Annotated in this window: 20 protein-coding genes and 1 pseudogene; 14 read left to right on the top strand and 7 right to left on the bottom strand. The window is 33.5% G+C overall.

What is annotated here, in order from left to right:
- The first annotated feature begins 331 nt into the window (after window positions 1-331).
- The 3 genes from BKP56_RS12865 to BKP56_RS12855 all read left to right on the top strand — a co-directional run bounded on the left by BKP56_RS12865 (window position 332) and on the right by BKP56_RS12855 (window position 3,293).
- Window positions 332-640 (top strand): hypothetical protein, encoded by a 309-nt coding sequence (locus BKP56_RS12865; protein ID WP_072695633.1) that lies wholly within the window; start codon window positions 332-334, stop codon window positions 638-640.
- 119 nt (window positions 641-759) lie between these two features.
- Window positions 760-2,196, top strand: a complete 1,437-nt coding sequence (locus BKP56_RS12860) for a hypothetical protein (RefSeq protein ID WP_072695631.1) — start codon at window positions 760-762, stop codon at window positions 2,194-2,196.
- A complete protein-coding gene (locus BKP56_RS12855) occupies window positions 2,193-3,293 on the top strand; it encodes a hypothetical protein (protein ID WP_072695629.1) in 1,101 nt (366 codons plus the stop codon). Before BKP56_RS12860 ends, BKP56_RS12855 begins: the two co-directional genes overlap by 4 nt.
- Window positions 3,294-4,320: 1,027 nt before the next feature.
- Here BKP56_RS12855 and istB read toward each other — a convergent pair.
- Both istB and BKP56_RS12845 read right to left on the bottom strand, forming a co-directional pair.
- Window positions 4,321-5,057, bottom strand: a pseudogene (istB, locus tag BKP56_RS12850) (IS21-like element helper ATPase IstB).
- Window positions 5,047-5,235, bottom strand: coding sequence for a hypothetical protein (locus tag BKP56_RS12845; protein WP_072695627.1), 189 nt, complete (start codon window positions 5,233-5,235; stop codon window positions 5,047-5,049). Before BKP56_RS12845 ends, istB begins: the two are co-directional and overlap by 11 nt.
- Before the next feature lie 307 nt (window positions 5,236-5,542).
- Here BKP56_RS12845 and BKP56_RS12840 point away from each other — a divergent pair, with 307 nt between their 5' ends.
- From BKP56_RS12840 to BKP56_RS12830, 4 genes are all read left to right on the top strand, one after another.
- On the top strand, window positions 5,543-6,802 hold the full coding sequence (locus BKP56_RS12840) for a chromosome partitioning protein ParB (RefSeq protein ID WP_198033954.1): 1,260 nt from the start codon (window positions 5,543-5,545) through the stop codon (window positions 6,800-6,802).
- On the top strand, window positions 6,799-7,317 hold the full coding sequence (locus BKP56_RS14055; RefSeq protein WP_232226893.1) for a phospholipase D-like domain-containing protein: 519 nt from the start codon (window positions 6,799-6,801) through the stop codon (window positions 7,315-7,317). The genes BKP56_RS12840 and BKP56_RS14055 overlap by 4 nt, the downstream gene beginning before the upstream one ends.
- Before the next feature lie 630 nt (window positions 7,318-7,947).
- Window positions 7,948-9,471, top strand: coding sequence for a DEAD/DEAH box helicase (locus BKP56_RS14050; RefSeq protein WP_232226892.1), 1,524 nt, complete (start codon window positions 7,948-7,950; stop codon window positions 9,469-9,471).
- A gap of 388 nt (window positions 9,472-9,859) precedes the next feature.
- Window positions 9,860-10,717, top strand: a complete 858-nt coding sequence (locus tag BKP56_RS12830; protein WP_072695623.1) for an HNH endonuclease — start codon at window positions 9,860-9,862, stop codon at window positions 10,715-10,717.
- 92 nt (window positions 10,718-10,809) lie between these two features.
- On the opposite strand, the gene dcm is transcribed toward BKP56_RS12830, so the two are convergent.
- From dcm to BKP56_RS12815, 3 genes are all read right to left on the bottom strand, one after another.
- Window positions 10,810-12,093 carry a DNA (cytosine-5-)-methyltransferase gene (dcm, locus tag BKP56_RS12825; RefSeq protein WP_442914821.1) on the bottom strand — a complete coding sequence of 428 codons (1,284 nt, stop codon included), beginning with the start codon at window positions 12,091-12,093 and terminating at the stop codon, window positions 10,810-10,812.
- Window positions 12,094-12,737: 644 nt separating this feature from the next.
- On the bottom strand, window positions 12,738-14,249 hold the full coding sequence (locus tag BKP56_RS12820) for a MutH/Sau3AI family endonuclease (RefSeq protein WP_072695621.1): 1,512 nt from the start codon (window positions 14,247-14,249) through the stop codon (window positions 12,738-12,740).
- 147 nt (window positions 14,250-14,396) lie between these two features.
- Window positions 14,397-14,828: a very short patch repair endonuclease gene (locus BKP56_RS12815; protein ID WP_072695619.1), complete on the bottom strand. Its 432-nt coding sequence runs from the start codon at window positions 14,826-14,828 to the stop codon at window positions 14,397-14,399.
- A gap of 537 nt (window positions 14,829-15,365) precedes the next feature.
- On the opposite strand from BKP56_RS12815, the gene BKP56_RS12810 reads away from it, so the two are divergent.
- The 5 genes from BKP56_RS12810 to BKP56_RS12790 all read left to right on the top strand — a co-directional run bounded on the left by BKP56_RS12810 (window position 15,366) and on the right by BKP56_RS12790 (window position 19,543).
- Window positions 15,366-15,860: a hypothetical protein gene (locus BKP56_RS12810; protein ID WP_072695617.1), complete on the top strand. Its 495-nt coding sequence runs from the start codon at window positions 15,366-15,368 to the stop codon at window positions 15,858-15,860.
- Window positions 15,861-15,935: 75 nt separating this feature from the next.
- A complete protein-coding gene (locus BKP56_RS12805) occupies window positions 15,936-16,850 on the top strand; it encodes a protein kinase domain-containing protein (RefSeq protein ID WP_198033953.1) in 915 nt (304 codons plus the stop codon).
- Between the two features lie 74 nt (window positions 16,851-16,924).
- Complete coding sequence (locus BKP56_RS12800; RefSeq protein WP_072695615.1) at window positions 16,925-17,995, top strand: S66 family peptidase; 1,071 nt, start codon at window positions 16,925-16,927, stop codon at window positions 17,993-17,995.
- A gap of 339 nt (window positions 17,996-18,334) precedes the next feature.
- Window positions 18,335-18,739 carry an Rrf2 family transcriptional regulator gene (locus BKP56_RS12795; protein WP_072695613.1) on the top strand — a complete coding sequence of 135 codons (405 nt, stop codon included), beginning with the start codon at window positions 18,335-18,337 and terminating at the stop codon, window positions 18,737-18,739.
- 165 nt (window positions 18,740-18,904) lie between these two features.
- Complete coding sequence (locus BKP56_RS12790) at window positions 18,905-19,543, top strand: NAD(P)-dependent oxidoreductase (RefSeq protein ID WP_072695611.1); 639 nt, start codon at window positions 18,905-18,907, stop codon at window positions 19,541-19,543.
- Window positions 19,544-19,769: 226 nt separating this feature from the next.
- Here the strand turns inward: BKP56_RS12790 and BKP56_RS12785 are convergent, their stop codons facing one another.
- Window positions 19,770-20,108 (bottom strand): transposase, encoded by a 339-nt coding sequence (locus tag BKP56_RS12785; RefSeq protein ID WP_072695609.1) that lies wholly within the window; start codon window positions 20,106-20,108, stop codon window positions 19,770-19,772.
- Window positions 20,109-20,308: 200 nt separating this feature from the next.
- Here BKP56_RS12785 and BKP56_RS12780 point away from each other — a divergent pair, with 200 nt between their 5' ends.
- Complete coding sequence (locus tag BKP56_RS12780) at window positions 20,309-20,530, top strand: hypothetical protein (RefSeq protein WP_072695607.1); 222 nt, start codon at window positions 20,309-20,311, stop codon at window positions 20,528-20,530.
- Between the two features lie 2 nt (window positions 20,531-20,532).
- Here the strand turns inward: BKP56_RS12780 and BKP56_RS12775 are convergent, their stop codons facing one another.
- Window positions 20,533-20,730: an isochorismatase family protein gene (locus BKP56_RS12775; protein WP_072695605.1), complete on the bottom strand. Its 198-nt coding sequence runs from the start codon at window positions 20,728-20,730 to the stop codon at window positions 20,533-20,535.
- Window positions 20,731-21,404: 674 nt separating this feature from the next.
- Here BKP56_RS12775 and BKP56_RS12770 point away from each other — a divergent pair.
- On the top strand, window positions 21,405-21,587 hold the full coding sequence (locus BKP56_RS12770; RefSeq protein WP_072695600.1) for a hypothetical protein: 183 nt from the start codon (window positions 21,405-21,407) through the stop codon (window positions 21,585-21,587).
- Window positions 21,588-21,791: the final 204 nt, after the last annotated feature.

Here is a 21,791-nt window from a genome sequence, read left to right as displayed (position 1 = left end):
CCCACATTTCGCACACGAATATTTGTAAAATCCCCAATATGTTCGTTGTTTTTTCATTTTACGATAATCATGGATGCAGTATGGTCCATCAATATGAGTTATATCAACTTCTTGATCTTCCAATTGGTCATTTTTTACATTACTTCGTATGTGGTCAGAATTTAAATTTCCTTTTATTTTCCAAAGAAAACCCGCGTAATTGACTTCACCAGACACGTCGTGATAATAAGGTATAGAGAATATCATAGGAAAAGGCTCTTGTCTTTGATTGATTTTACTTCTAATATGTATTTAAGGAAAGTACAATTAAACAAAATGATGGGGGGTAAAAATGCAGGTAAGTGATTACATAAATTGGTGGGAGGAGAATAAAGAAAAGGGATTAGAGGATGTAAAAGAAACATTCTTATCCCTATTTCCTAAAACAAATTTTTTACCGTCAATTTATCACTCGATTTTATATAAGTATCTTAATAATGACCAGATGAAGCATTGGGATGCTGACATATTCTCACTTTCTAAAAATAAAATTGAAGAGCTAGAAAGCAGTCTTGGAAAAGAAGTGATGTACTCAACTTTATTATCTAATTTCCATACTAAACTATATTGTGCAGATGGGGTCACGTTTCAGAGGCGTTAGTCAGTCTAACAATTTCTAAATGTTATAGATTAAGTCGGAGATTTGTAACCGTAATAACTGTGGTTGTGTCAAAATATACGTTGCCCTACCAAAGACTAAAAGGAAAGGAGACTAGGGTTGTGAATAATACAGAAGAAACAGAGCAATTTGTCTATGGAATAAGTGTTAATGAAAATGGATTTAAATTTACGTCTCCCATCGAAAATGCCTTAATAACTGCAAAAACTGAAATACAGAGACTTGAAGATACTATCAAATCAGTTGAGAGTATTAGACCCGACTGTGATAAATTGGATTATGCTTTAGCTGCAAGTTCAGGAGTTCTGTGTGGAATTATTGATATTTTCATAGTTGGAAAACCCGGAGAGTCTCCAGCAGGTAATATTACTGATAAGTGGTTTTTGAATCGGACAACTGACTTCGCTAAACTTTGTGGATGGGATGGCAAAGGAGATGCATCATCAGCAATTAGATTTCTTGAGAAAAGATTTAAAATTCCTTATGATCAGCGCGGAGCCGGCGATGCTGGAAGTATAATATTTGACTTGAATCCTTCAAATCATCATTTTAAATCACTTGGCCATAATCCGACTTTGCTAGGCTTGTTTTTTTCGATATTAGATCAATTTACAAATCAATCACATTTTGTTTCTGGTGGAGAACTGATATCTTTGCAGAATGCTGATGGGAAATTTGAACTTCGAGGTAGTAGTGTTCCAGCAAAATTGTTTTGCGGTTTTAGCAACTGGTTGGGTCATTTGATTTCTGATGTGTCCGGATCATCGAATAGTAGAGGACGAGGTATGGGAATACCTTCTCCGTTTTGGGCATGGACGAACGATATTATTGCATTAAAGAGTAAACTTAATATTCCTGTCTCACAATTTGACAACACACTAAATGAATTGGCTCTAAGCATATACAAAGAAGGTTACGACATCCGCTTTCAAGCGACCCAGATTATTCCAGTCTTTATAAATGAAATCATTGTCAGGTTGGTATATTCGATAAGACGATTGGTAAAATATTTCGTAACTACAGACAAAGAATACCATTCGGCATCCGTTATGTGGAAAGCCTGTGAGCCGTTTTCAAATCCCACAGTAAAAAGAATGCTTACAGTAGCGCATGGAACCTTTTGCATGATGGATCTCAGTGATGCTACAGTAAGGGCCTTCATAACTGGAGGTGGCACTTTCAACATGACTGAATTTTTTCTTCGTCTTAACATAGTTGGAGTGGGACGTTTCACTATTTCATTGTATGGAGAAGTAAAGCGGGCGGTTGTAATACGAAAAGCTGAGTCTAAAGCTCGATTTTCAAGAAAAGAAATAATAATAGTAGAAAATTACCTGAGTGGACTCACATTGTTATCCGAGTTATACGATGATAAGGAGCTTATAGATTTTCTCGATGATTTTAAGAACAGCGATATGTATGTTGAGGCGTTTCAGAAATCTACACGGTTGGCAAAACTCAGAAAAGTCCCTAATAGTAAGGTGCTCAGGACAAAATCCGATATAGATTCATATTTTAAGGGGGCTAACAGACAATGAGCAAGAAAAAATCGAAGTTAAAACTTGCCCAAAAGCAGGTGGAATTGGTTATCCAAAAAACAAATGGAAAAATAGGCGAGTTAGGCATACATACAAGCCAACTTTATGATGAATTGAAAACTTTGCAAAAACTCTTTGAAGATATAAGAAATGCTCCAATAGATACAAAATTAGAGTATGAACAACTGAAGAGTATACGTTTGAACTGGAAACAGCAAGCAGAAAAAATTGAGTCAGATTCCAAAACTGCCGCCGCAAAGAATGCAGGGAAGGGTGCTGCGGGGGCAGGTGTAGGAATCGCAGTTGCCACCCTTGGCCCTACTGCTGCAATGGGAGTTGCGACAACGTTCGGTGTTGCTTCAACAGGAACAGCTATATCAACATTGAGTGGCACGGCAGCTACCAATGCGGCGTTAGCATGGCTGGGAGGTGGGACGCTTGCGGCTAAAGGGGGAGGAATGGTTGCCGGGAAAGCATTACTGGGTCTCGCCGGACCTGTCGGTTGGGCGATTAGCGGAGTTGCGCTTGTGGGCAGTGGATTTCTACTCTGGAAAGGGAAAAATGATAAGAACCGACTTGAAGATATTTTCACTCTCATCAGCAAGCGTGATGCCAAATCATACGAACTTGCAATCGTAGAATTAAATGAGCGTATAAAACGTATTATAGATGAAAGTCAAAAACTCAGATATTCGATCGAAAGAACAAGAGAATTTGGCTTGGACTACAATAGAATGACAGAAGCTCAGCAGCATGAATTAGGTTCTTATGTAAATCTGATGAACTCTTCTACTCAATTGTTGGTTAATCCAATAACTGGATTGCAGCTAAGATATGACATGAATGATCTGAAGAAATACATTGCTTCTAGCGAAATCAAAGTTGATGATAAGAAGACAAAAATAGTTATTTTTCTCTCAAATCTCCTGTACAAGATAAATTTAGATGAAAAAGACAAGAAGTTATTATGGAAGTTTTTTAAAGGAAACAAGAAATTTTTATCTTCAATAGAAATATCAAAGAAGGATTTTGAGTTTTCGATTATTGAAACGATAAGCGACGCCCTTGAACATAAGTATAGTTCAGTAAGTATTTGATAAGATTGACAGTAGTATACGTTCCTGGTGATAATAAGTAAATATACCTTATTAACATAAATGTATTACAGCTCAAAAGTTTATAAGTTATTTAATCTGCTCTGTAAATTCTTTTGAATTTAGTAATCAATAATAGCAAGCTCTTAGAGCATTTAATATATTTGATTCCAGATGCAGTAAATTATGTAGTATGGCAAGTACTACATCTGTTTTATGTCTGCATGCCTATCATCTCCAATTATATTAAGTCTATCTTTCTAGAGCTTACAGTACTTGTGGAAACCTTGAAATTCCAGTTAAGGGTTTTATAAGTTTTTAAATTTATATATTAGTATATGAAACAATCATAAATGGATTAATCTATCACGCATCATTAAATTTTAGTGGAATATTGTAATTTTGTAACTGTCAACTAGAATTGTTCAATTTATAGTTTAGTATTCGCAATCTATTTAAAAGAGAATTTAATCTTTTTTAATTTAATTTAAATGGCAAATATTTAAACAAAGTGTTTTGTCATAATAGATATTACTAACTATTGGGCTGAACAAAAAATATACGAAATAAAATTATAATCTTTTATAGGATATGAAGAATAGATTTAAGATAAAGGAATGTCGATATACTTACTCAGTGAATATGTAATTTAAATAGATGGGGAATAAACGATGACTGAAAAAATAAATGTAAATATAAATGGACCGATCAATTTTTACTCAATAGAAAAGCATAAGAACAATTCGTTTGAGGAGCATCAAAATGAAATATAAAAGTTGAAAATATTAGCTTTAAAAATTTACTTAATATTTTTAAATTTGTGTTTATTTATTAAAGATAGAGATCAATACTGAACAGTTTGCTGGTTGGTTTGAGTATGCTGGATTTTATAATGAAGTTAGCCAGGTGGCTAACTTCATTATAAAATCCAGCTAATTCTGAAAGTAATAAAGGGTTTGTCAAGGGCAGTTTAAATTTGCAGGTTATGACAATATAAAATGTAGGTCTATGACAATCCCCTTCGCTAAAGTTAGGTTTTCCCTTTCATACGATACGATTTCCCGGTCATCTTGAAGATATTAACATGATGGATCAGCCAATCCAGGATGGCAGCGGCTATTTCCGTGTTTTGAAACAGTTCGCCCCATCTGGATAAAATAATGTTCGTCGTGATCAGGGTTGGTTTCTTTTCATAGCGCATGGTCATGAGTTGGAAGAAAAGATTGGCTTCCACTTTTTGGATGGGCAGATATCTGATCTCATCAATGATCAAAAGGTCGTACCGAGCGTAACGTCTGAGGACACGGTCAACGGTTCCTTTCTCAAAGGCAGAACGAAGACGTAAAAGCAGTTCATGACAGCTGCTAAATAAGGTGCGATATCCTTGATGACAAGCTTCAATGCCGACGGCAATAACGAGATGGGTCTTACATACACCTGGATTGCCAATAAAAACGAGGTTCTCTTTCTTTTCCATAAATCCCATATGCTTTAAGTCGAGAATCTCTTTTTTATTGAGACTCGGTTGGAAGCCGAAGTCAAAATTTTCCAGTGAAGACCGCTCAGGGAACCGTGCCCGCTGAATGACCCGCTCGACTTCTGGTTCTTTTGAAAAGCTAGCTCTTGGTTCGTCAATTCTAATAAAGACGTTGTCAAGGATAGCTCTTCTCGATTCGCTGCTTCGATATAATTTGGAATGTATTCCCGCATGTGCTTCAGGTTCAAGGCGTCTAGATTATTAAGGAGTTTCTGGTAGTCACTGCTCATCTAAAGACACCTCCAGTAGATCATATTGTTTCAAACTTTGTGCGATGTGTTCTTGTATGTCTCGCTCTTCCTTGTGACTCATCACGTCTGATTTAAGGATTTGAACCAAGTCTTTTTCGTTGTAATTCCATAAGATATCCGGTATTTCATCAGTAGCTTGGAAGAATTCTAGATTCAATCCTCACATAAGTCGTCAACAATCAGAATAATATCCGTCGTATCATGAAACTCATGATTGTAAACATGAAGCCGGTCCATTGTACGCGCAAGTGCTTCTACACTTCCGTTTGTCTGCGGACAGAAGGGACGACAGACCATTGGAGTGAATATAGCATCTTTTTATAATTGTCTTCAACAAGTTTGATATTCAGTGGATTTCAAGTTTTTATTTTGAAGGAGAACAGTTATAATAATTATAAGATTTTTAATTTTGATAATTTTATTAAAATACATTAGTAATTACGGAGATATGAAAGGAGAAAATTATGTTGAACTTATTAGAAATGGCTGTGGCCAATCAGTTTAAAAAAACGGGTGAGAAGAAAAAGTTGTCAGTTTCGGGGCAAGTAAATGATAAGTATGATGTTTATGCAATTCCAGTAGAGTATCTTTATTATAATGATCAAAACGGTCGCATTAATACTACATATAAAAAATACAAAACTCAGAACGTAGCTCTAGTACCTGAAGTTGGAGATTCAGAATACAATGATATTTTTGAAAAATTTATTATAGATTCAAATAAGGAAGCGTTGAAAAATACATTACAATCAATTAAAGATAAAACCCAACAAGAACCAGGTGTGGTTTTACCTGATGGGCGGGTAATCGATGGAAACCGTCGATTCACTGCACTTAGATTATACCAAAAAGAAGATGGTATACCTAAAGAGTTTAATGCTGTTATCCTACAGTTAGATGCTCAGTCTAAAACCGATGAAAAAATAATTAAAGAGCTTGAATTAGATTTGCAACTTGGTCGTGAAGAGAGAGTCAATTATGATCCAATTGATCGTATTTATGACGTATATAGTACTATTGAAGTCGAAAAATTAATGACAACAGAAGAGTACAAAAAAGCCTCAGGAGCTAAGAATACTAGGGGAATCAATCGAGATATTAGATTAGCTAATCTAATTCTAAAATTTATTCAAATTGTTTCTCCAGGTAATAACCCAATTGATAAGTTTTATTTAGCACGTGATTTAAAACTTGATGGTCCGATTGAAGAAATTGAAGGAACAATCAATAAGCTGAAATCAGCAGACAAAGAAGCAATAACTGAAGCAGTACTAGTGCACTTGGCAGTGGCAAAGTCTGATGAGAATCAAAAAGATTCAACTCGAATCATGCGAGACTTAAAGACTCATATTTTAAATACTTCTGACACTTTAAGACATTATGTAGCGGCGGTAGATGACAAAGTAGATGTGATTATGGAAGCTTTTGAAGAGAATCCTATACAATCTTCAAATGATATTAAAGTAGTGATTAATCAAGATAAGGAATTGCAATCATCAGTTGAAAAACTTACAAGATCTACAAATCGTTTAATTCATAAAGGTAAAAACGATTCAGAACGAAAAAAAACCCTTATTGAATTAGAAAATATTCGAGATAATCTTGCAGAAATAAATGCAGATGATTTTTCAGAACTTACAGTGGATGAAAACTTAGATGCTAAAGACGTATTGATAGAGATTACAGATGTTTTATATAAACTTAAAAAGGACTTGAAATTATGACATTTTCTGACAAGGTAAAAAAAACAATTCAATCTCAATATACTAGTAATCTAGTAGATGGTTTTTATAGACCATTACTAAATGAAGCGAAATTATACCAACGAGTTTCAGGATATTTTAGTACTGCAGGATTAGACTTATATGCTGATGGTCTTGAAGAACTGGCAAAAAATGGTGGAAAAGTACAATTTATTATTTCAAAGGAAATTAGTGAAAGTGATTATACGAAAATCAAAGCAGGATACGAATTGCTTAATGAATTAAAACCTCTTAAATTAGCGGAACGTAACGATAAATTAACTTCAAAGGCACAGCAACAATTAGGTAATTTAGCATTTATGATTGCTATGGGTCGTGCACGCATAAAAGTAGCATTAACTAGTCAAGGGATTTTTCACGACAAATTTGGGTTGATTTCGTCAGAATCTGAATATGTATTTTTTAGCGGATCAGCTAATGAAACAAAAAGTGGAATTAGTAAAAATTATGAGAGCATAAGTGTAGATGTTTCATAGGATTTTAGTAAGAATGTTAAATCACGTATCCAGTCTAATGTTGAAAGATTTAATCGTCTTTGGAATGATAATGAACCTGGAGTTAAAGTTATTGAAGCTTCTGAATTAGCGTACGAAGAAATAGCAAAGTACCAATCGCAAGCCAAAATTGAAAAGCAAACATTAATCAATGATTGTTTTGACAATTCTACAATTCCTAAAGATGCTATTGGTTTTCAACTGTTCGGTAGCTCAGTTGTACGAATTGATAATACTTCACCAAAATTAACTTCAACTGACAGAAAGTTAAGAATAGGTAGTGATTTATCACATTTTTTTGAGAATGATAATGAAAGAATTAAAGAATTAACAACTTACAAAGATATCGAACGTATTATTAAAGTTACGAGAGAACGTGCAAGTAGAAAAAATATTGAAGTTATAGTTACTGATGCAGTTTACGAATTTTTAGCTCGTAACAAATACTCTATTGAAAAATACAAAATTCTCGGTAATGTATATAAGAGAGAAGTAGGAAAGTTTCCTGAGGATAAAAAAATAAGTTTTTTAGATTTTTCAAAAATAATACAATCTGAAGTAACCAGACCTTTGTATGATTTGCACTTGAGGTCAGCATACTATAAATATGAAATGGCTAATGCTGCAAATTTTTCTGTTCCTGGATCGGGAAAAACTGCTATGTTACTAGGTGTTTTTGCTTACTTAAATCGCAACAGCGCACCTGAAAATGAAAAAATTGATAGAATGTTAGTGATTTGTCCAATTAACGCGTTTGACAGTTGGAAACGAGAGTTTAAAGCTATTTTTGGTGATAAAAAAGAATTGAAATATATAGACTCTCAAAGCGCTAAAGATTTTGAATATGACATGAATGTAAACTGGGGAATAAGTAATCTTGTATTAGTCAATTATGAATCGCTCCCTACGTATATAAATCAATTAAAGCAAAATATTGATGTTAAAACGATGTTAGTATTTGATGAAGTTCATCGTATCAAAAATCCCAATGGAAAACGCGCAAGTAAGGCTTTAGAGTTAGCGAAAATACCCCAGTTCAAATATGTATTAACAGGAACGCCTATTCCTAATACATATAAAGATATTTATAACTTTTTGCATATCCTTTATGGTAATGAATATAATTCCTTTTTTGGATGGGATCCTCAAGCCCTAAATAATCCTAAAATTCGTGAGATAAAAGAAATAAACAAGAAACTTTATCCCTTTTTTTGGAGAACTAATAAAGATGATTTAAATGTCCCAAGAGCTGAATCAGATATAGTGGAAGTTGTGCCTCCTAGTCTAGAACAGCTTGAATTAGCAGAGTCTATACACTTTAATGAATCCTCTAGCCTAGCAAAATTGATTAGACTGATCCAAGCTTCAACAAATCCATCATTAGTGAATGAATCCATCGACTATAATGAATTGATGTCGTTTGATGATGATGGGGATATTAGAGGGATTTCAGAAGAGGACTTCAATGGATTACTCTACGAAAATAATCAGAAAGAGAATAAGAAAAATTATTTAAATTTAAGAACTGACTCCATCGTTTCACCCAAGTTTAATAAAGGAATTGATTTGGTATCTAGTCTTGTTAATGAAGGTAAAAAAGTATTGGTGTGGGGTATATTCGTAAATACAATTCAAAAAATAACTGATAGACTCAGAGATAAGGGTATTAAGGTTAACTTAGTCTATGGAGGAACAGAAAAGACAAGCCGTGATAACTTAATTAATGAGTTTAGAGACGGAGATGTTCAAGTTCTTGTTTCTAATCCTCAAACTTTAGGGGAGTCTATTTCTCTACACCAAAGTGTTCATGACGCAGTATATTTTGAGTATGATTTTAATTTAACATTTATGCTCCAGTCCAGAGACCGAATCCATCGATTAGGACTTGATCAAAATCAATATACACGTTACTATTATTTACAAACCCTTTCTGAAGACGCATTAAGTACCAGACCAGGTTATATTGACGAAAAGATATATGGGCGTTTAAAAGAAAAGGAACAAATTATGTACGGTGCGATTGATGACAGTACATTATCAATTGAATATAGTACTAATGAGATACTAGATGCAATTAGAATTATTGATGAAGAAAGAAAGAGAATAAATACAAATAATGATAAATTCAAAAATTAAGGTTGGCGAAATGTTTGATGGTGTAGGTGGTTTTCATTTGAAACCAACACAAGCAAGTCAAAACTCTAAAATTGATTGGTCAAATCAATATGAACCATCAAGAAAAAACAATTTGCTCTCAATATAAAAAACTTTTTGAATACTAAATCTGTAAATAAAGAAAACAAAGATTTAGATATTCAAATTAAGAATGATGATAGGGATGTATCTTCCAAGTTTAGAAATGAGCACACGTTACCTGGATATTTAAATGGTTTTGACAAACCGAGACTGTACTATAGTGAAAAGTTACAGCCGGAACAACCATTAAATTTATTAACAGAGAAATCTATTCTTAAACAATTTGACATTTTGAATAAATATTATTAATTAGTAATGGAGTGTAACAATGAATCAGTTTAATTTTCACGAAATAACAACAGTAGATGAACGTTATAAGAAAATTCAAGATTTATACAATAAAGAACTTAAAATGTTTAAAAAATTTGCAGATGAGTTAACAATAGAAGCAGGTAAATCTAAAGGAAAAAGTGGGAAAGCAAGTTCATACAGAAGACACCTGATTAGATTGATTCTTGGATATGAGGATATTTATGGAGAAGAGTTAGGGAAATTAACAGAGAAAAACTCACTTAATAAGCTTAAGCAACTATTAGAAGTTGAAGGATTTAAAGAATTTAATAGTGAAACTGGACATTTCTATAGCGCTACCATTTCTTGTTATCAGTCGTTTGTAGTGAAAAAGCAATCAATATCTGAAACGATAGTAGAATATCAGTTCAATCAGAACAGTTACGAAATTGAAGAAAAAGATAATAATAAGTTTATTGTTAATAATAGTATACAGCTAGGACCAGCGCCAAGAAAACAACCTATTATTGTAAATAAGAATCAAATTTACCCTAGGAATATTAAAGAGGCTGAAGAAGCCAAAAATAAAAGTAAAAGACAATGTGAGTATAAAAGTTCGCATAAAACGTTTTTAATGAAAGACGGAAAGCAATATATAGAAGCGCACCATTTAATACCAATGGCTGCACAACAATTTTACGAAAATACTATAGATTTTTCAGATAATATTGTTACTTTATGTCCTAACTGCCATCGGAAAATACATAACGGAATAAAGAATGAGAAAAAAGAAATGATTAATAAACTTTTTGAAAAAAGAAAAGATAAGTATTACAAGTTCGGGATTGAAATCTCAAAAAAGGAACTACTTAATTATTATCAAATTTTAGACTGAAATCGTTAAATGATTATCTGCAATTTGTTATTAAAGTATAAAGGAATAAAAGGGCTTTGAGGATAATATACTATTCCTTAAAGCCCTATTTATCAAATAGATTTTTGTAATTCATCACCAATACGCTTAACGATTTCAGTTACAAGAGCATTCCCCATAAAGAACATACGCATACGATCAGTGACTTCGACAACTTCTCCAGTTGAAGTCTTTTTGTATTTAGTCCAATTGTCAGGGAAGTCTTGTAGTCGTTCAGCCTCTATTGGAGTCAACAAACGGTAACGTCCATTGATGTTTAATAAGTGAGTAGAACGATTGACTGATCCTTCTGACGTCAACATGGTTCTTCCGGGAAGTTCTAAGTTATCGTAAGGGGACATGCCACCTTCAGCGAAAGTATAAGTGTGTCCTTCACTAGTCGTTCTTTCGATTTTTTTTGCGCCACGAAGATACTCGAATTTTTCCAATCTGTCTTTATCTGTGAGGTAATATCTCTCAGATACTTCATTCTCAGGCTGGATGATTTCTCCGAGAGTGATTGGTTGTTCTTCCATTGTAGGTTTAGTATCAATAGTAAAATATCTTCCATGCCTCATGATACCAGTGTTCCAGACTTTTCCTGTAAACTCATCAGAAATCTCAACGATATCATCAGGTAAATCATAATAAGCATGTCTAGATTTAACAGGCGTATCTAAAATAGGAAATTGTCTAGCGAATAAACCATCAGTGAAAATATAATCATCATAAAGTGTCTCATCAAATAATGTATGAGAAGCATGTGATTCATAGTTCGCATCGATTTTCTTAGCGAAATTTGTATCATTACGGTATACAAAAAAGAATACTCGACGACGACGTTGACTACGGCCATATTCAGCAGCATTGATTACTCGCCACTCTACAGAATAGCCCAATTCATTGAAAGAAGCTAACATTATTGCAAAATCTCTTCCTCGTTGTTTAGAGGGAGCTTTAAGTAAACGATCGACATTTTCAAGAATAAGGTATTTTGGTCTAATAATTGTAGTAGCTCTAATGATCTGCCAAAACAGTACGCCTTTTTTGCCTTCGATTCCAAGCTCATTTTTCTTACTTCTTGCAACAGAATAGTCTTGGCATGGGAATCCGCCGACTATCATGTCAGCATCCATTTTCTCAAATTCTTCATCAGATATATCTTCGATATTTTCATTAATATTCATACTGTTTGGGAATCGATAATCGTACACTTCAAATGCATCTTGTGATTTACGGGAAGGTTCCCATTGGTTGGACCACTCAGTCTCAAATAGTTCAGGATTTGAATTTTCTAGACCTATCCTGAATCCACCAACACCAGCAAATAGTTCTAATACTTTAATCTTATCTTCCATTATACGAACGTCCTTTCGATGTAACTAAAAGTATTATACACTAAATTTCAAAAAAGATCAAGATCGAATTAGTAAAATAATCTAATTAATTTTAGAAAAAAGGGATACTGTAAAAAAGGGAATCTTTGACGGAAGTTCATGAGCACGCTCTGTCAGCGGTCGATAAGCCTATTAAATCATTAGTCTTATCAGAAACACTAGCAAAGTATGAGCTCAACCAACAAAACAAAGGCTGGATAGGCAATGCAATAGAGAACGATTGGGTTGGTATTTTTTAACAATAATCATAGAGAAATAGATATACATACCTTACTTAGGAATAGTGACTACTATAAAATAGACAAAAAATGGATTGAGTGACAAATAAAGACTAATGAATATTGCGGATGAATAGAGCCAAGTGCATGGAATTTTGAGTCAGCGAATGTGGAAACTAAAGTAACCTATTGCAGGCTAGAGAGCCATTTAATCAACTACAGCCAACAGATGCACCACCCCGGGTAAAAAAGTATGTAATACTCAATAATCTGTCATACAGTTTACATTTTAATATGGAGTCTATGTATAAAGTGAACGTATAGTATACAACACTTGCTAAAGACTAAAAGCCACCTCATAGTAGGTGGCTTTTCGAAATTGGAAGTTTATATATAATCAATTTCCAAAAGTTTATTAGTTATCCAATGTCCCTTTATCCAATAATTCTGCTTATACATCGCTATACCATTGACGATTTCAGTTTTATCCGAAGAGTCACGTCCAGTACCACGTAAAAATACTGCGTAATCTCTAGATTTTGGAAAATTGATACTAGTCTTTGTTTGTCCATTTTTGTTTATTACAGGGTGTCCTTTTTTAATGCCAGATGTGTAATTAACTACTGTCTTTTCTAAATTATTATTTATGAGTAAATTTCGAGTATCATCCCAAGTTCTTTTTACTTCTTGCTCAATAAATTCATCTGAAAAAGATAAACGTTTGAAACCTAAAAACTTATTGTCTAGAAGTTTATCCTTACTATTTTTTTCTTCGAATATTATAAACAAAAATTGATTTTGACTAAAATATTCGTAAATACTTGAATCTTCGAAATTTATTGTCTCATCTTTCCATTCGGTAAAGTCAATTGGTTCAAGTTTAGTATCCTCTGTACGATAGCCGTTGGTAGTAATTGTAATTGTTTTAGACATTAAACCAATCTCACTAAACAGCTCAATATTTGATATTTTTTTCGATTTGGCCCCAAACATACTTGTTACTATTCGCTCAGTTACATTTTTAGAAACATCTTTCTTAGGTGTTAACTTAGTAGGTATTTTAAGTATATGTAGCAATTCTTTCACTGATTTACCTTTGTATAAAGTTGAAAAATGGTTTAATCGCGCATCTAATTCGCTGAAAGATGTTATTGGATCATTTAGTTGTTCGAAAGCTCTTCCAAAGTATTGTTGAACAATTGTTGAGACAGTTGCTCTTTTTAATCGGAAACGTGGACGATTCGGCCATTTTGGAGCAGTATCTATCATCATTAAATCGGAACGCAGTGCTGACGAAATCCTTGGATATTCGTTAGTAGGTTCAGGATAATTTGCGTGTAAAAATTTTATAAAGTCTCTGACTTTTATCCAATCCTGTTCGAGAATTCCTTTTTCAATTTCATTAAATTCATACAGCTCATATCCTTTGATAGGAAAGTTAGCATAATCAGCTGCTGGGACTGTTTTTTTAGAGTCATATAGATAATACACCAGTAACATATGTTCTAATTTGTGCCAAAACATAGAGCTAAGAAAGTCTTCAAACACAATTTTTTCTGGAGATACGGCAGTAATTGACATAGGTTCTTTTGCTTCATAAATGTTAGAAGTATTCTTCTGCTCTTTAATCCTTATGCCTGTTGTTTTAACTTCTGTTTCTATACCATCAACAAAAATGTCTGCTTCTTGTTTATTATCACTTGGATATTCTAAAACTGATTCTTCTATTACATCACCAGCTATGCCTGTAATTTTTGAATGTTTTATTGTTTTTTTGAATACATTGTTTTTATCTATTTCACCAAGAGTTTTGTTGATTACGCTTCCTAAAATATCATTTATTTCTTTCCTTGTAAAAGTCCTGTCTTGCCTAGTGAATATCTTATCGCCTTGTGACATAGTGCACCTCTTTTTTTAACTATATGATTATATACTAACATAAAAAAGCTTAAGCTTTTAATTTAACTAAGACATAATTAGTAAATGACTACGATAGAGCATTCGCATAGAAATGATATCAACATTAAACATATTACAACTAAAAAACTAGACTGTTTCTTTATTATCGATCAAATCAACAATTTTATTAACGCAATCTTCTAAATTTTTTATAACTTCTTTCTCCCAAAAATGGACCGTCACCCAGCCTTCTTCCTCTAATTTTATATCGTTTCTTTTATCTCTCGCCATATTTTCTTCGATTTTCTCAATCCAATAATCTCTGTTCTTTTTCAAACGAGTTTTTCTCTCTTCCCAATTCTCACCATGCCAAAATTCTCCATCAACAAATACAGCGATTTTATATTTAGTGATAGCAATATCAGGAGAACCAGGAAGTTTTTTATAATTTTTTCTGTACAGAACGCCCATGTGCCAAAGAGCTTTAGCCAAAAGGCTCTCTGCTTTACCCCCTTTTAGTCGAACATTGGACATTCTTTTTGATATTTCAGGAGTAGTTTCTAGTTTTCTATGTTTCAAATATATTGCCTCCTTTTGTATTAGTGAAGGAAAACGTACAGCTTGGTTACATAAACTTGATATATCCAATGGACTTAAACTTAGAAATATATTAGTCTATGTATAGGCATACACAATAACTAAGTTAGAAAAAAGGGGTGTTATGCCATCTAATACGGATTTTATTAACTAACTAGTAGAAGACCGAAAAGCTTCTAATGAACTTAGGTAGTAGCATATTTTTATCGGAAAAATGGTTTGAAGGTATACTACGATTATGCTTTGGAAGAGCACTCTTCTTTACCATTAGACTATGAATCAATGCCTACTTTAAAATTGATATTTTTTGTAACAAAATAATATTGATATAGAAAATAAAAGTATAGATTGATTGTATTAGACATGATGCAATAACTTCAAACGAAAAATACTGAAATCAAAATATTCAATCAAATAGATTTTGCGCGACTGATAAGCATCTAGAAATTATATGAAAGTTATAATCGATTTATCATTATTCACTTGGATTAAATGAAATGTATAATTAGGAGGATTGAAATGAGTAAATTATTATCAGAAAATGATGTATTAAAGCAGCTAGGTATCTCAAATTTTAGACAAGTGACAAAAGATAAATTAATGGAGTTTACTTCTTTATTGAATGAAATGAATCCAGAAGTTGCTAAAAAAGCTATAGAACTGTTTCCTCAATTCGCAAAGATGTCTTTAGAGGCTATGACTGAATATCGAAGTTTACTGGAAAAAACTCTAGATGAAAACACAGAGAGCAGTAAACAAACCTTTAATATCTATGATGAAATAATTGGAACTTTGAAAGATAGTATCGAAAAAGAAAACTTAACATTTGAAGAAAAGCAGTTCTATATTGAGAAGATGATCGAAGTGGCAAAAATGGCCGAGAAGAAAGATACAGAAAACAAGAACTTTAACTGGAAAATAGCTTCCGCAGCTGCTGTGGGTGTTGCAACTGTCTTAGGTGTGAGTGTAAGTGTTTTAGGTGGTAAAACAAAAAAAAGGTCTAACAGCAAATGATATAAAACTATTCTTAACACCTGTATTTAAAAAACTTCATAACATCATATAGAGTAAAAGGAGAATATACTTATATTGGGAAATGACATAGTAGTACAAGAACTAGATGGAGTAGAGTTCAAGTTAAAAGCTAAAGAAGATTTTTCATTTCTAGAACAATTTGGAAAAGTATTTTGCGTCTTTGATCAAAATGATTCTGGAAATATCAGCTTCGGAGTAATAAATGACAATCAGGAAAAATTTTTTATAAAAGTAGCCGGAGCACATACTTTGGAGTTTTCTGGAAGCACCTCTGAAGCAATTGAGAGATTAAAGAATACAGTAAGCATTTATTCTGACTTGAAACATCCTAGCTTAATTGAAATGATTTCTTCCGGAACTCATCAACAGTTATTTTATGTAGTATTTCTTTGGGCAGAAGGAGATTGTTTATATGATCATTGGAACTTTGATTTCTATCAGGATTATCCGGAGGTAAAATCTCCTAAGAAGAAGTTTGCACAGCTACCTGAAGAAGAAAAAATAAATACCTCGAAGAAATTACTCGATTTTATGGCTTTTGTCGAATCAAAAAGTTATGTGGCTGTCGACTTTTATGATGGAAGTATCATGTATGATTTTGAAAAGAATCAATTGACGATCTGTGATATAGACTTATTTAAAAAGGGAAAAGTGATCAATGATATAGGTACAGACTATTGGGGAACAAAAAGAATGAAAGCTCCGGAAGAATATCAATTTGGCGCTGTAATAGATTCAAGAACCAATGTATTTACGGTAGGTGCACTATTCTTCAATTTGTATGGAAATTTCTCAGGAGAGTTATTGAAAAAAATCAATACGGAAAATCGGTTTATACCTTTGAGAGAAGATGATTGGACATTGTCATCAGATTTGTATGACGTAGCACTGCAGGCAGTTAAGTTAAATCCTGAAAAAAGATATCCTACTGTTAAATCATTTCGGGACGCTTGGTATAGTAAAAATTGATTGAGAAACGGATATTTGTTTTAGAAGAAAACAATTAAAGAAAGTAATTACAGTTGTGAAGTAGAGGGAAATATATGAAACCGATGGGATTAAAACAGGGAGATAAAGTAGCCATTGTTAGTCTTTCTAGTGGAATTCTAGGAGAAGCTTTTGCAAAACATCAGGTAGAGATTGCAACAAAACGGTTGAAGTCATTTGGATTGGATCCTATTTTTATGCCTAATGCCTTAAAAGGAATAGAAGTGTTAAAGAACCATCCTGAGATGAGAGCAGAGGACTTGAAAGCTGCTTTTCGTGATCCTTCTATCAAAGGAATCATATGCGCTATAGGAGGAGATGATACATATCGACTGCTTCCTTTTTTAATGGAGGACAAAGACTTTATCCAGAATGTAAAAAATTCTCCCAAAATTTTTACAGGTTTTTCGGACACAACCATTAACCACTTGATGTTCCAACACTTAGGTATGAATACTTTTTATGGACCAAATATTTTAAATGATTTCGCTGAGTTAGGGGAGGAACTGCTTCCTTATACTAGAAAGACCATTTCTGGATTTTTTGAAGAACGAGAACTTAACGGAATTCCTGAGAGTGAGTTTTGGTATGAAGAACGGAATGATTTTTCTCAGGATGCGGTCGGAACAGATAGGAAGAAACATTTAGAAAAACGAGGAGTAGAGGTTCTGCAAGGTACGGGCAATGTTTCGGGCAAACTGCTAGGGGGTTGCTTGGAAAGTTTAGTTGAGTGTCTGACTGGAGAACGGTACAGAGAGCAGGCAGAGATGATTCAGTTCTACAATATCTTTCCTTCATTGGATGAGTGGAAAGGTAAGTTGCTGTTTATTGAAACAAGCGAAGAAAAGCCTAGTCCGGGAAAATTAAGAGAACTGTTAACTGTCTTAAAAGAATATGGACTATTTGATGTTATCAATGGTATTTTAGTTGGGAAACCACAAAACGAAATGTATTATGAGGAATACAAATCAGTTATCCTTGATGTGGTTTCCGATGAAAAATTACTCATTTTATATAATCTTCCATTCGGACATGCCTACCCTAGATGTTTGTTGCCCTACGGTATTGAAGCTGCGTTAGATGCAGAAAAGAAATCAGTGAAATTCAATGAGTCTTATTTTGGGTGATTATATCTAATGCTTTTGAAGAAAATGCCTTGCCGTTAGCACTGTATAAAATCGAAGTGAAAGTAACCTATTTTCAAGAATTTTGAAAATATGACGTTAATGTTTGCTGCCAAGAATAAGGATTATTAAGAGTGATTTTGAGGAACTAAGATGAAATCATAATTAGTCTAAGAGGTTTATACTGTTGTAAAATCAAAGAGTTAGTATGTTACTTAAGACAACGGGGATATTTACGTTTTAAAATATTTAGAGTTAAATTTCAATTAAACAGATTACATGACAAAGTAGATTGACAGAATGCTTATATGTAACTATTATTGTTACGTAGGAGTGATTTATATGATTAATACCCGTCTTTCTGTTGCAATTCATATCTTGGCTTTGATCGCCATTGAGCCCAATCTTTCTTCTAATCAAATCGCTGATAGTGTGACGACAAATCCTGTTGTTATTAGGAGAATTAGCAGCGATCTTAAAAAAGCCGGATTGCTGACTTCTCGGGCTGGAGTTACTGGATCATCATTAACCAAGAACCCTAAAGAAATTACACTTTTAGATATTTATAAGGCAATTAATTTGGAAAGAGAACTATTTTCTATACATGAAAAGCCAAACCCCAATTGTCTCGTTGGAAAAAATATACAGAAAACATTAGATGTGACTTTTGAGGGCGTTCAAAAGTCTATGGAAAATGAGTTAGAACATAATACCTTGCAAGAAGTGATTGATCATCTCTCTACATAAGGGAGATGATCTTTCTTCAAATTTATATGCTTACGGTTGACAAACCAACCTGTAACAATTATGGTTATATTAAGTTGCTAAACAACTTCTGGTTGTAACTGATTTGGTTACAATCGGAGTTTGTTAAAAGTAATTACAAGTTTAAATTTATTAGGAGGCTATATCATGAAAATCGGAATTATTGGAGCAAGCGGAAAAGCAGGAGATCTCATCTTGAAGGAAGCAATCAACCGGAACCATGAAGTGACAGCAATTGTCAGAGATGCGACGAAATTAAAGGAAAAAAATATCTCAGTAATTGAAAAAAATATATTCGACCTTACATCAGCGGATATTAAGGATTTGGATGTGGTGGTAAATGCATTTGGTGCACCTTTAGGAGAAGAACAAGCGCATGTTGATGCGGGACATACTTTGATTGAAGCATTGAAAGGAACAAATACAAGAGCAGTTGTTGTAGGCGGCGCGGGTAGCCTTTATGTAGATGAAGATAAAACCGTTCAATTAAGCGATACTCCTGATTTTCCAGATGAATTCGTACCTACAGCTAAAGGACAGGGCCGCAATCTAGAAGAATTACAGGCAACGCCCGATATCTCTTGGACTTTTATCAGCCCATCTGCCAATTTTGACGCTGATGGAAAAAGAACAGGGTCTTACAAAACTGGAAAAGATAACCTATTGGTCAATTCCAAAGGCGAAAGTTACATCAGTTATGCGGACTACGCGATTGCAGTATTAGATGAAATTGAAAATCCGCAAAATCTAAATGAGCGTTTTACTGTCGTTGGTGAAGAGCAGTAAACAGAGTCTATCTTTATACCCATTATTGTTACATGATCTATAAAAGACTAAAACAATAAAATCGTCAATGACGATGGGGTGAACTGCCTCCTGTCAAGTGAACAGATAAATAAACAAAATGTTTTGTGCCATGAATGGTTACTGTCATTTAGGTTCTCCGTCAAATGAGGTTGGTAGAGAATTTAGTCAACCATGAATAAATGCTGGAAGAGGATGTACAGGCTGCTTATGCGGCCGTACAATCTCTTCCTTTTTCTATTCTGTTGAGCTTGTTTCTGATTGGTTTTAAGTTGAAGTGCAATATAATCCGATTTTTATAGTGAATAAAGTTCCTGTAGACATAGGCTACTCGCTTCAAAACCTTGATTTTGTTATTGATTCCCTTTATTTTTCCATTGTTATAGGGATAGTAGAAGATGTTTTGGATGTGAGGAAAATGGGTTCTCAATGTCTTTAAGCTTGTTTTCATATAGCCGGACAGTTCGAGAGAAGTTGATTGATCCAAAAGCTGTCTTAACTGTTTTGAATCATTGTATTCGACTGCTTTAGGTATTGATTGATACACCCTCTAAGTCTCTTTTAATTCGAATCGTATGCCAACATCTTAAAAATGATTGCTGCTTCTAATCGTTGTCCGAATAAGGGGAAATATTGATAAGCAGTATAAGACACTGCCGATTCTTTCTTCAATAGCTTTTTCCAAAAGCGTTTTAGTCGACTATCACTTTACAGGAGAACTCACTTGTTTTTTATGTTCTAGATACATTGATTTTATTAGGGGCATTAGGGAATGTCGTTGGGGATTATATCGCTAATGGATTAAAATTCTTATTCAATCAGAATGCCGTACCACTAGAGTTGTTTGAGATGGACGTAACGGATTACCAAGAATCTCTGAGACATAGGCGCAAATTGATAGCTTCTAAGGTTAGAGCTTATTATGATCAGTGTAATAAACCAAAGAAGTCTGGCTGCAAGTCATCGTGAAATCACTTGTAATAGCGAACGATAATTGACTCAAATCCAAAATCTCTAACAAACGTAACAGGAACACCAAGTTCTTGAGCTCTGTCGATCACTTTATTGATTGTCTTGATCAATTGTTCTTTCTTATAAACAGGATTCTGTTCACGATTACCTTCTATCAACTCTTGTTGCGCATCGATCACTAGCAAAGTTTGTTTCATTAGTTCCAACCTCCTCGATTTAAAACAGTACATTTTATCACTATTATTACATACAAAGAGCTTAAATCAAATGAAATTAGAGTACTTTATCAGTCTCTCAATTTCACTTCTATACGCGAATTCTATTAATAGACCTAAAGAGAAAATGCAGCCAAACGAATTCCATATGTACACTTTTGCTTTAGAATTTTTAGTGATTAAGTTTCAAAACAGAAAAATCTAGTTCCCTAGTATATATTCATTGGATTTGATATTTTTACAATGTTAGATTTTTTAGAGGTGAAGTTCTCAAGTTTTTAAACAGACATCTAACTATTCTATAAGTCTGACATTTTTAGTATATCGTAATTTAGTATATCGTAATATACTAAAACGATCATGATATTAAGAGATAGTATTCTTTTTATTGGTCGCCAAAAGAAACCGAAAGAATTAAATGAGTGTTTCTTGAGCCAAAATTTGAAATGTTTCCTATTTCTAGTAGACGAATGCGAAGTAAGAAAAGGAAGAGAAGGAACAAGATAAATGAGTGTATTTTGAAAAGATAGGAAGTCCACTTAAAACAGCTGGATTTTCACTCCAAAATAATAGTGAAGTGTTTAAGCATGTTTGTGCGAATACCTGAATGCATACAATCCACATTAAATGTTCTCCAGTAACAATGGTTTCCATCAATGCAGCAAGTATTGCAACTCAAGATTTCAAAAAACGTCTACCTTGTAAAATCCAAGCATGTATCTATCGGAGCAGCTGTGATTATTAAAGCAACAGCTCAATTTATTGAAGAAAATCCCGACAAAAGGCCTGAAGCAATGATTTCTTTTGTTGAATGTTCACGAGCTATCATTTTTAAGTGAGCTTTTATAAAAGAGATTGATAAGATTAAGAATTTAGAATGCATTAACAAGGACAAGAAGTTGAAATATCCTGAAGAATTATCTAAAGTTATAAGAAGTGTTCGGTAACTGAAATTCTATTGAGATAAATTGAGTATATACTATGAAATTTATATAGTACAATTAAAATATTGAATACAGTGAAGACTGAAGTGAGAGCGTCAA

Source organism: Marinilactibacillus sp. 15R (genome assembly GCF_001895285.1).
Lineage (GTDB): Bacteria > Bacillota > Bacilli > Lactobacillales > Carnobacteriaceae_A > Marinilactibacillus > Marinilactibacillus piezotolerans.
Note: the sequence above shows the minus strand (reverse complement) of the source record. Positions and strands in the feature narration are given on the sequence as shown.

Coding starts and splice junctions, on each gene's coding strand:
- BKP56_RS12865 (WP_072695633.1), top strand. CDS start 332: ATGCAGGTAAGTGATTACATAAATTGGTGGGAGGAGAATAAAGAAAAG.
- BKP56_RS12855 (WP_072695629.1), top strand. CDS start 2,193: ATGAGCAAGAAAAAATCGAAGTTAAAACTTGCCCAAAAGCAGGTGGAA.
- BKP56_RS12840 (WP_198033954.1), top strand. CDS start 5,543: ATGTTGAACTTATTAGAAATGGCTGTGGCCAATCAGTTTAAAAAAACG.
- BKP56_RS14055 (WP_232226893.1), top strand. CDS start 6,799: ATGACATTTTCTGACAAGGTAAAAAAAACAATTCAATCTCAATATACT.
- BKP56_RS14050 (WP_232226892.1), top strand. CDS start 7,948: ATGGCTAATGCTGCAAATTTTTCTGTTCCTGGATCGGGAAAAACTGCT.
- BKP56_RS12830 (WP_072695623.1), top strand. CDS start 9,860: ATGAATCAGTTTAATTTTCACGAAATAACAACAGTAGATGAACGTTAT.
- dcm (WP_442914821.1), bottom strand. CDS start 12,093: ATGGAAGATAAGATTAAAGTATTAGAACTATTTGCTGGTGTTGGTGGA.
- BKP56_RS12820 (WP_072695621.1), bottom strand. CDS start 14,249: ATGTCACAAGGCGATAAGATATTCACTAGGCAAGACAGGACTTTTACA.
- BKP56_RS12810 (WP_072695617.1), top strand. CDS start 15,366: ATGAGTAAATTATTATCAGAAAATGATGTATTAAAGCAGCTAGGTATC.
- BKP56_RS12800 (WP_072695615.1), top strand. CDS start 16,925: ATGAAACCGATGGGATTAAAACAGGGAGATAAAGTAGCCATTGTTAGT.
- BKP56_RS12795 (WP_072695613.1), top strand. CDS start 18,335: ATGATTAATACCCGTCTTTCTGTTGCAATTCATATCTTGGCTTTGATC.
- BKP56_RS12790 (WP_072695611.1), top strand. CDS start 18,905: ATGAAAATCGGAATTATTGGAGCAAGCGGAAAAGCAGGAGATCTCATC.
- BKP56_RS12775 (WP_072695605.1), bottom strand. CDS start 20,730: ATGAAACAAACTTTGCTAGTGATCGATGCGCAACAAGAGTTGATAGAA.
- BKP56_RS12770 (WP_072695600.1), top strand. CDS start 21,405: ATGCAGCAAGTATTGCAACTCAAGATTTCAAAAAACGTCTACCTTGTA.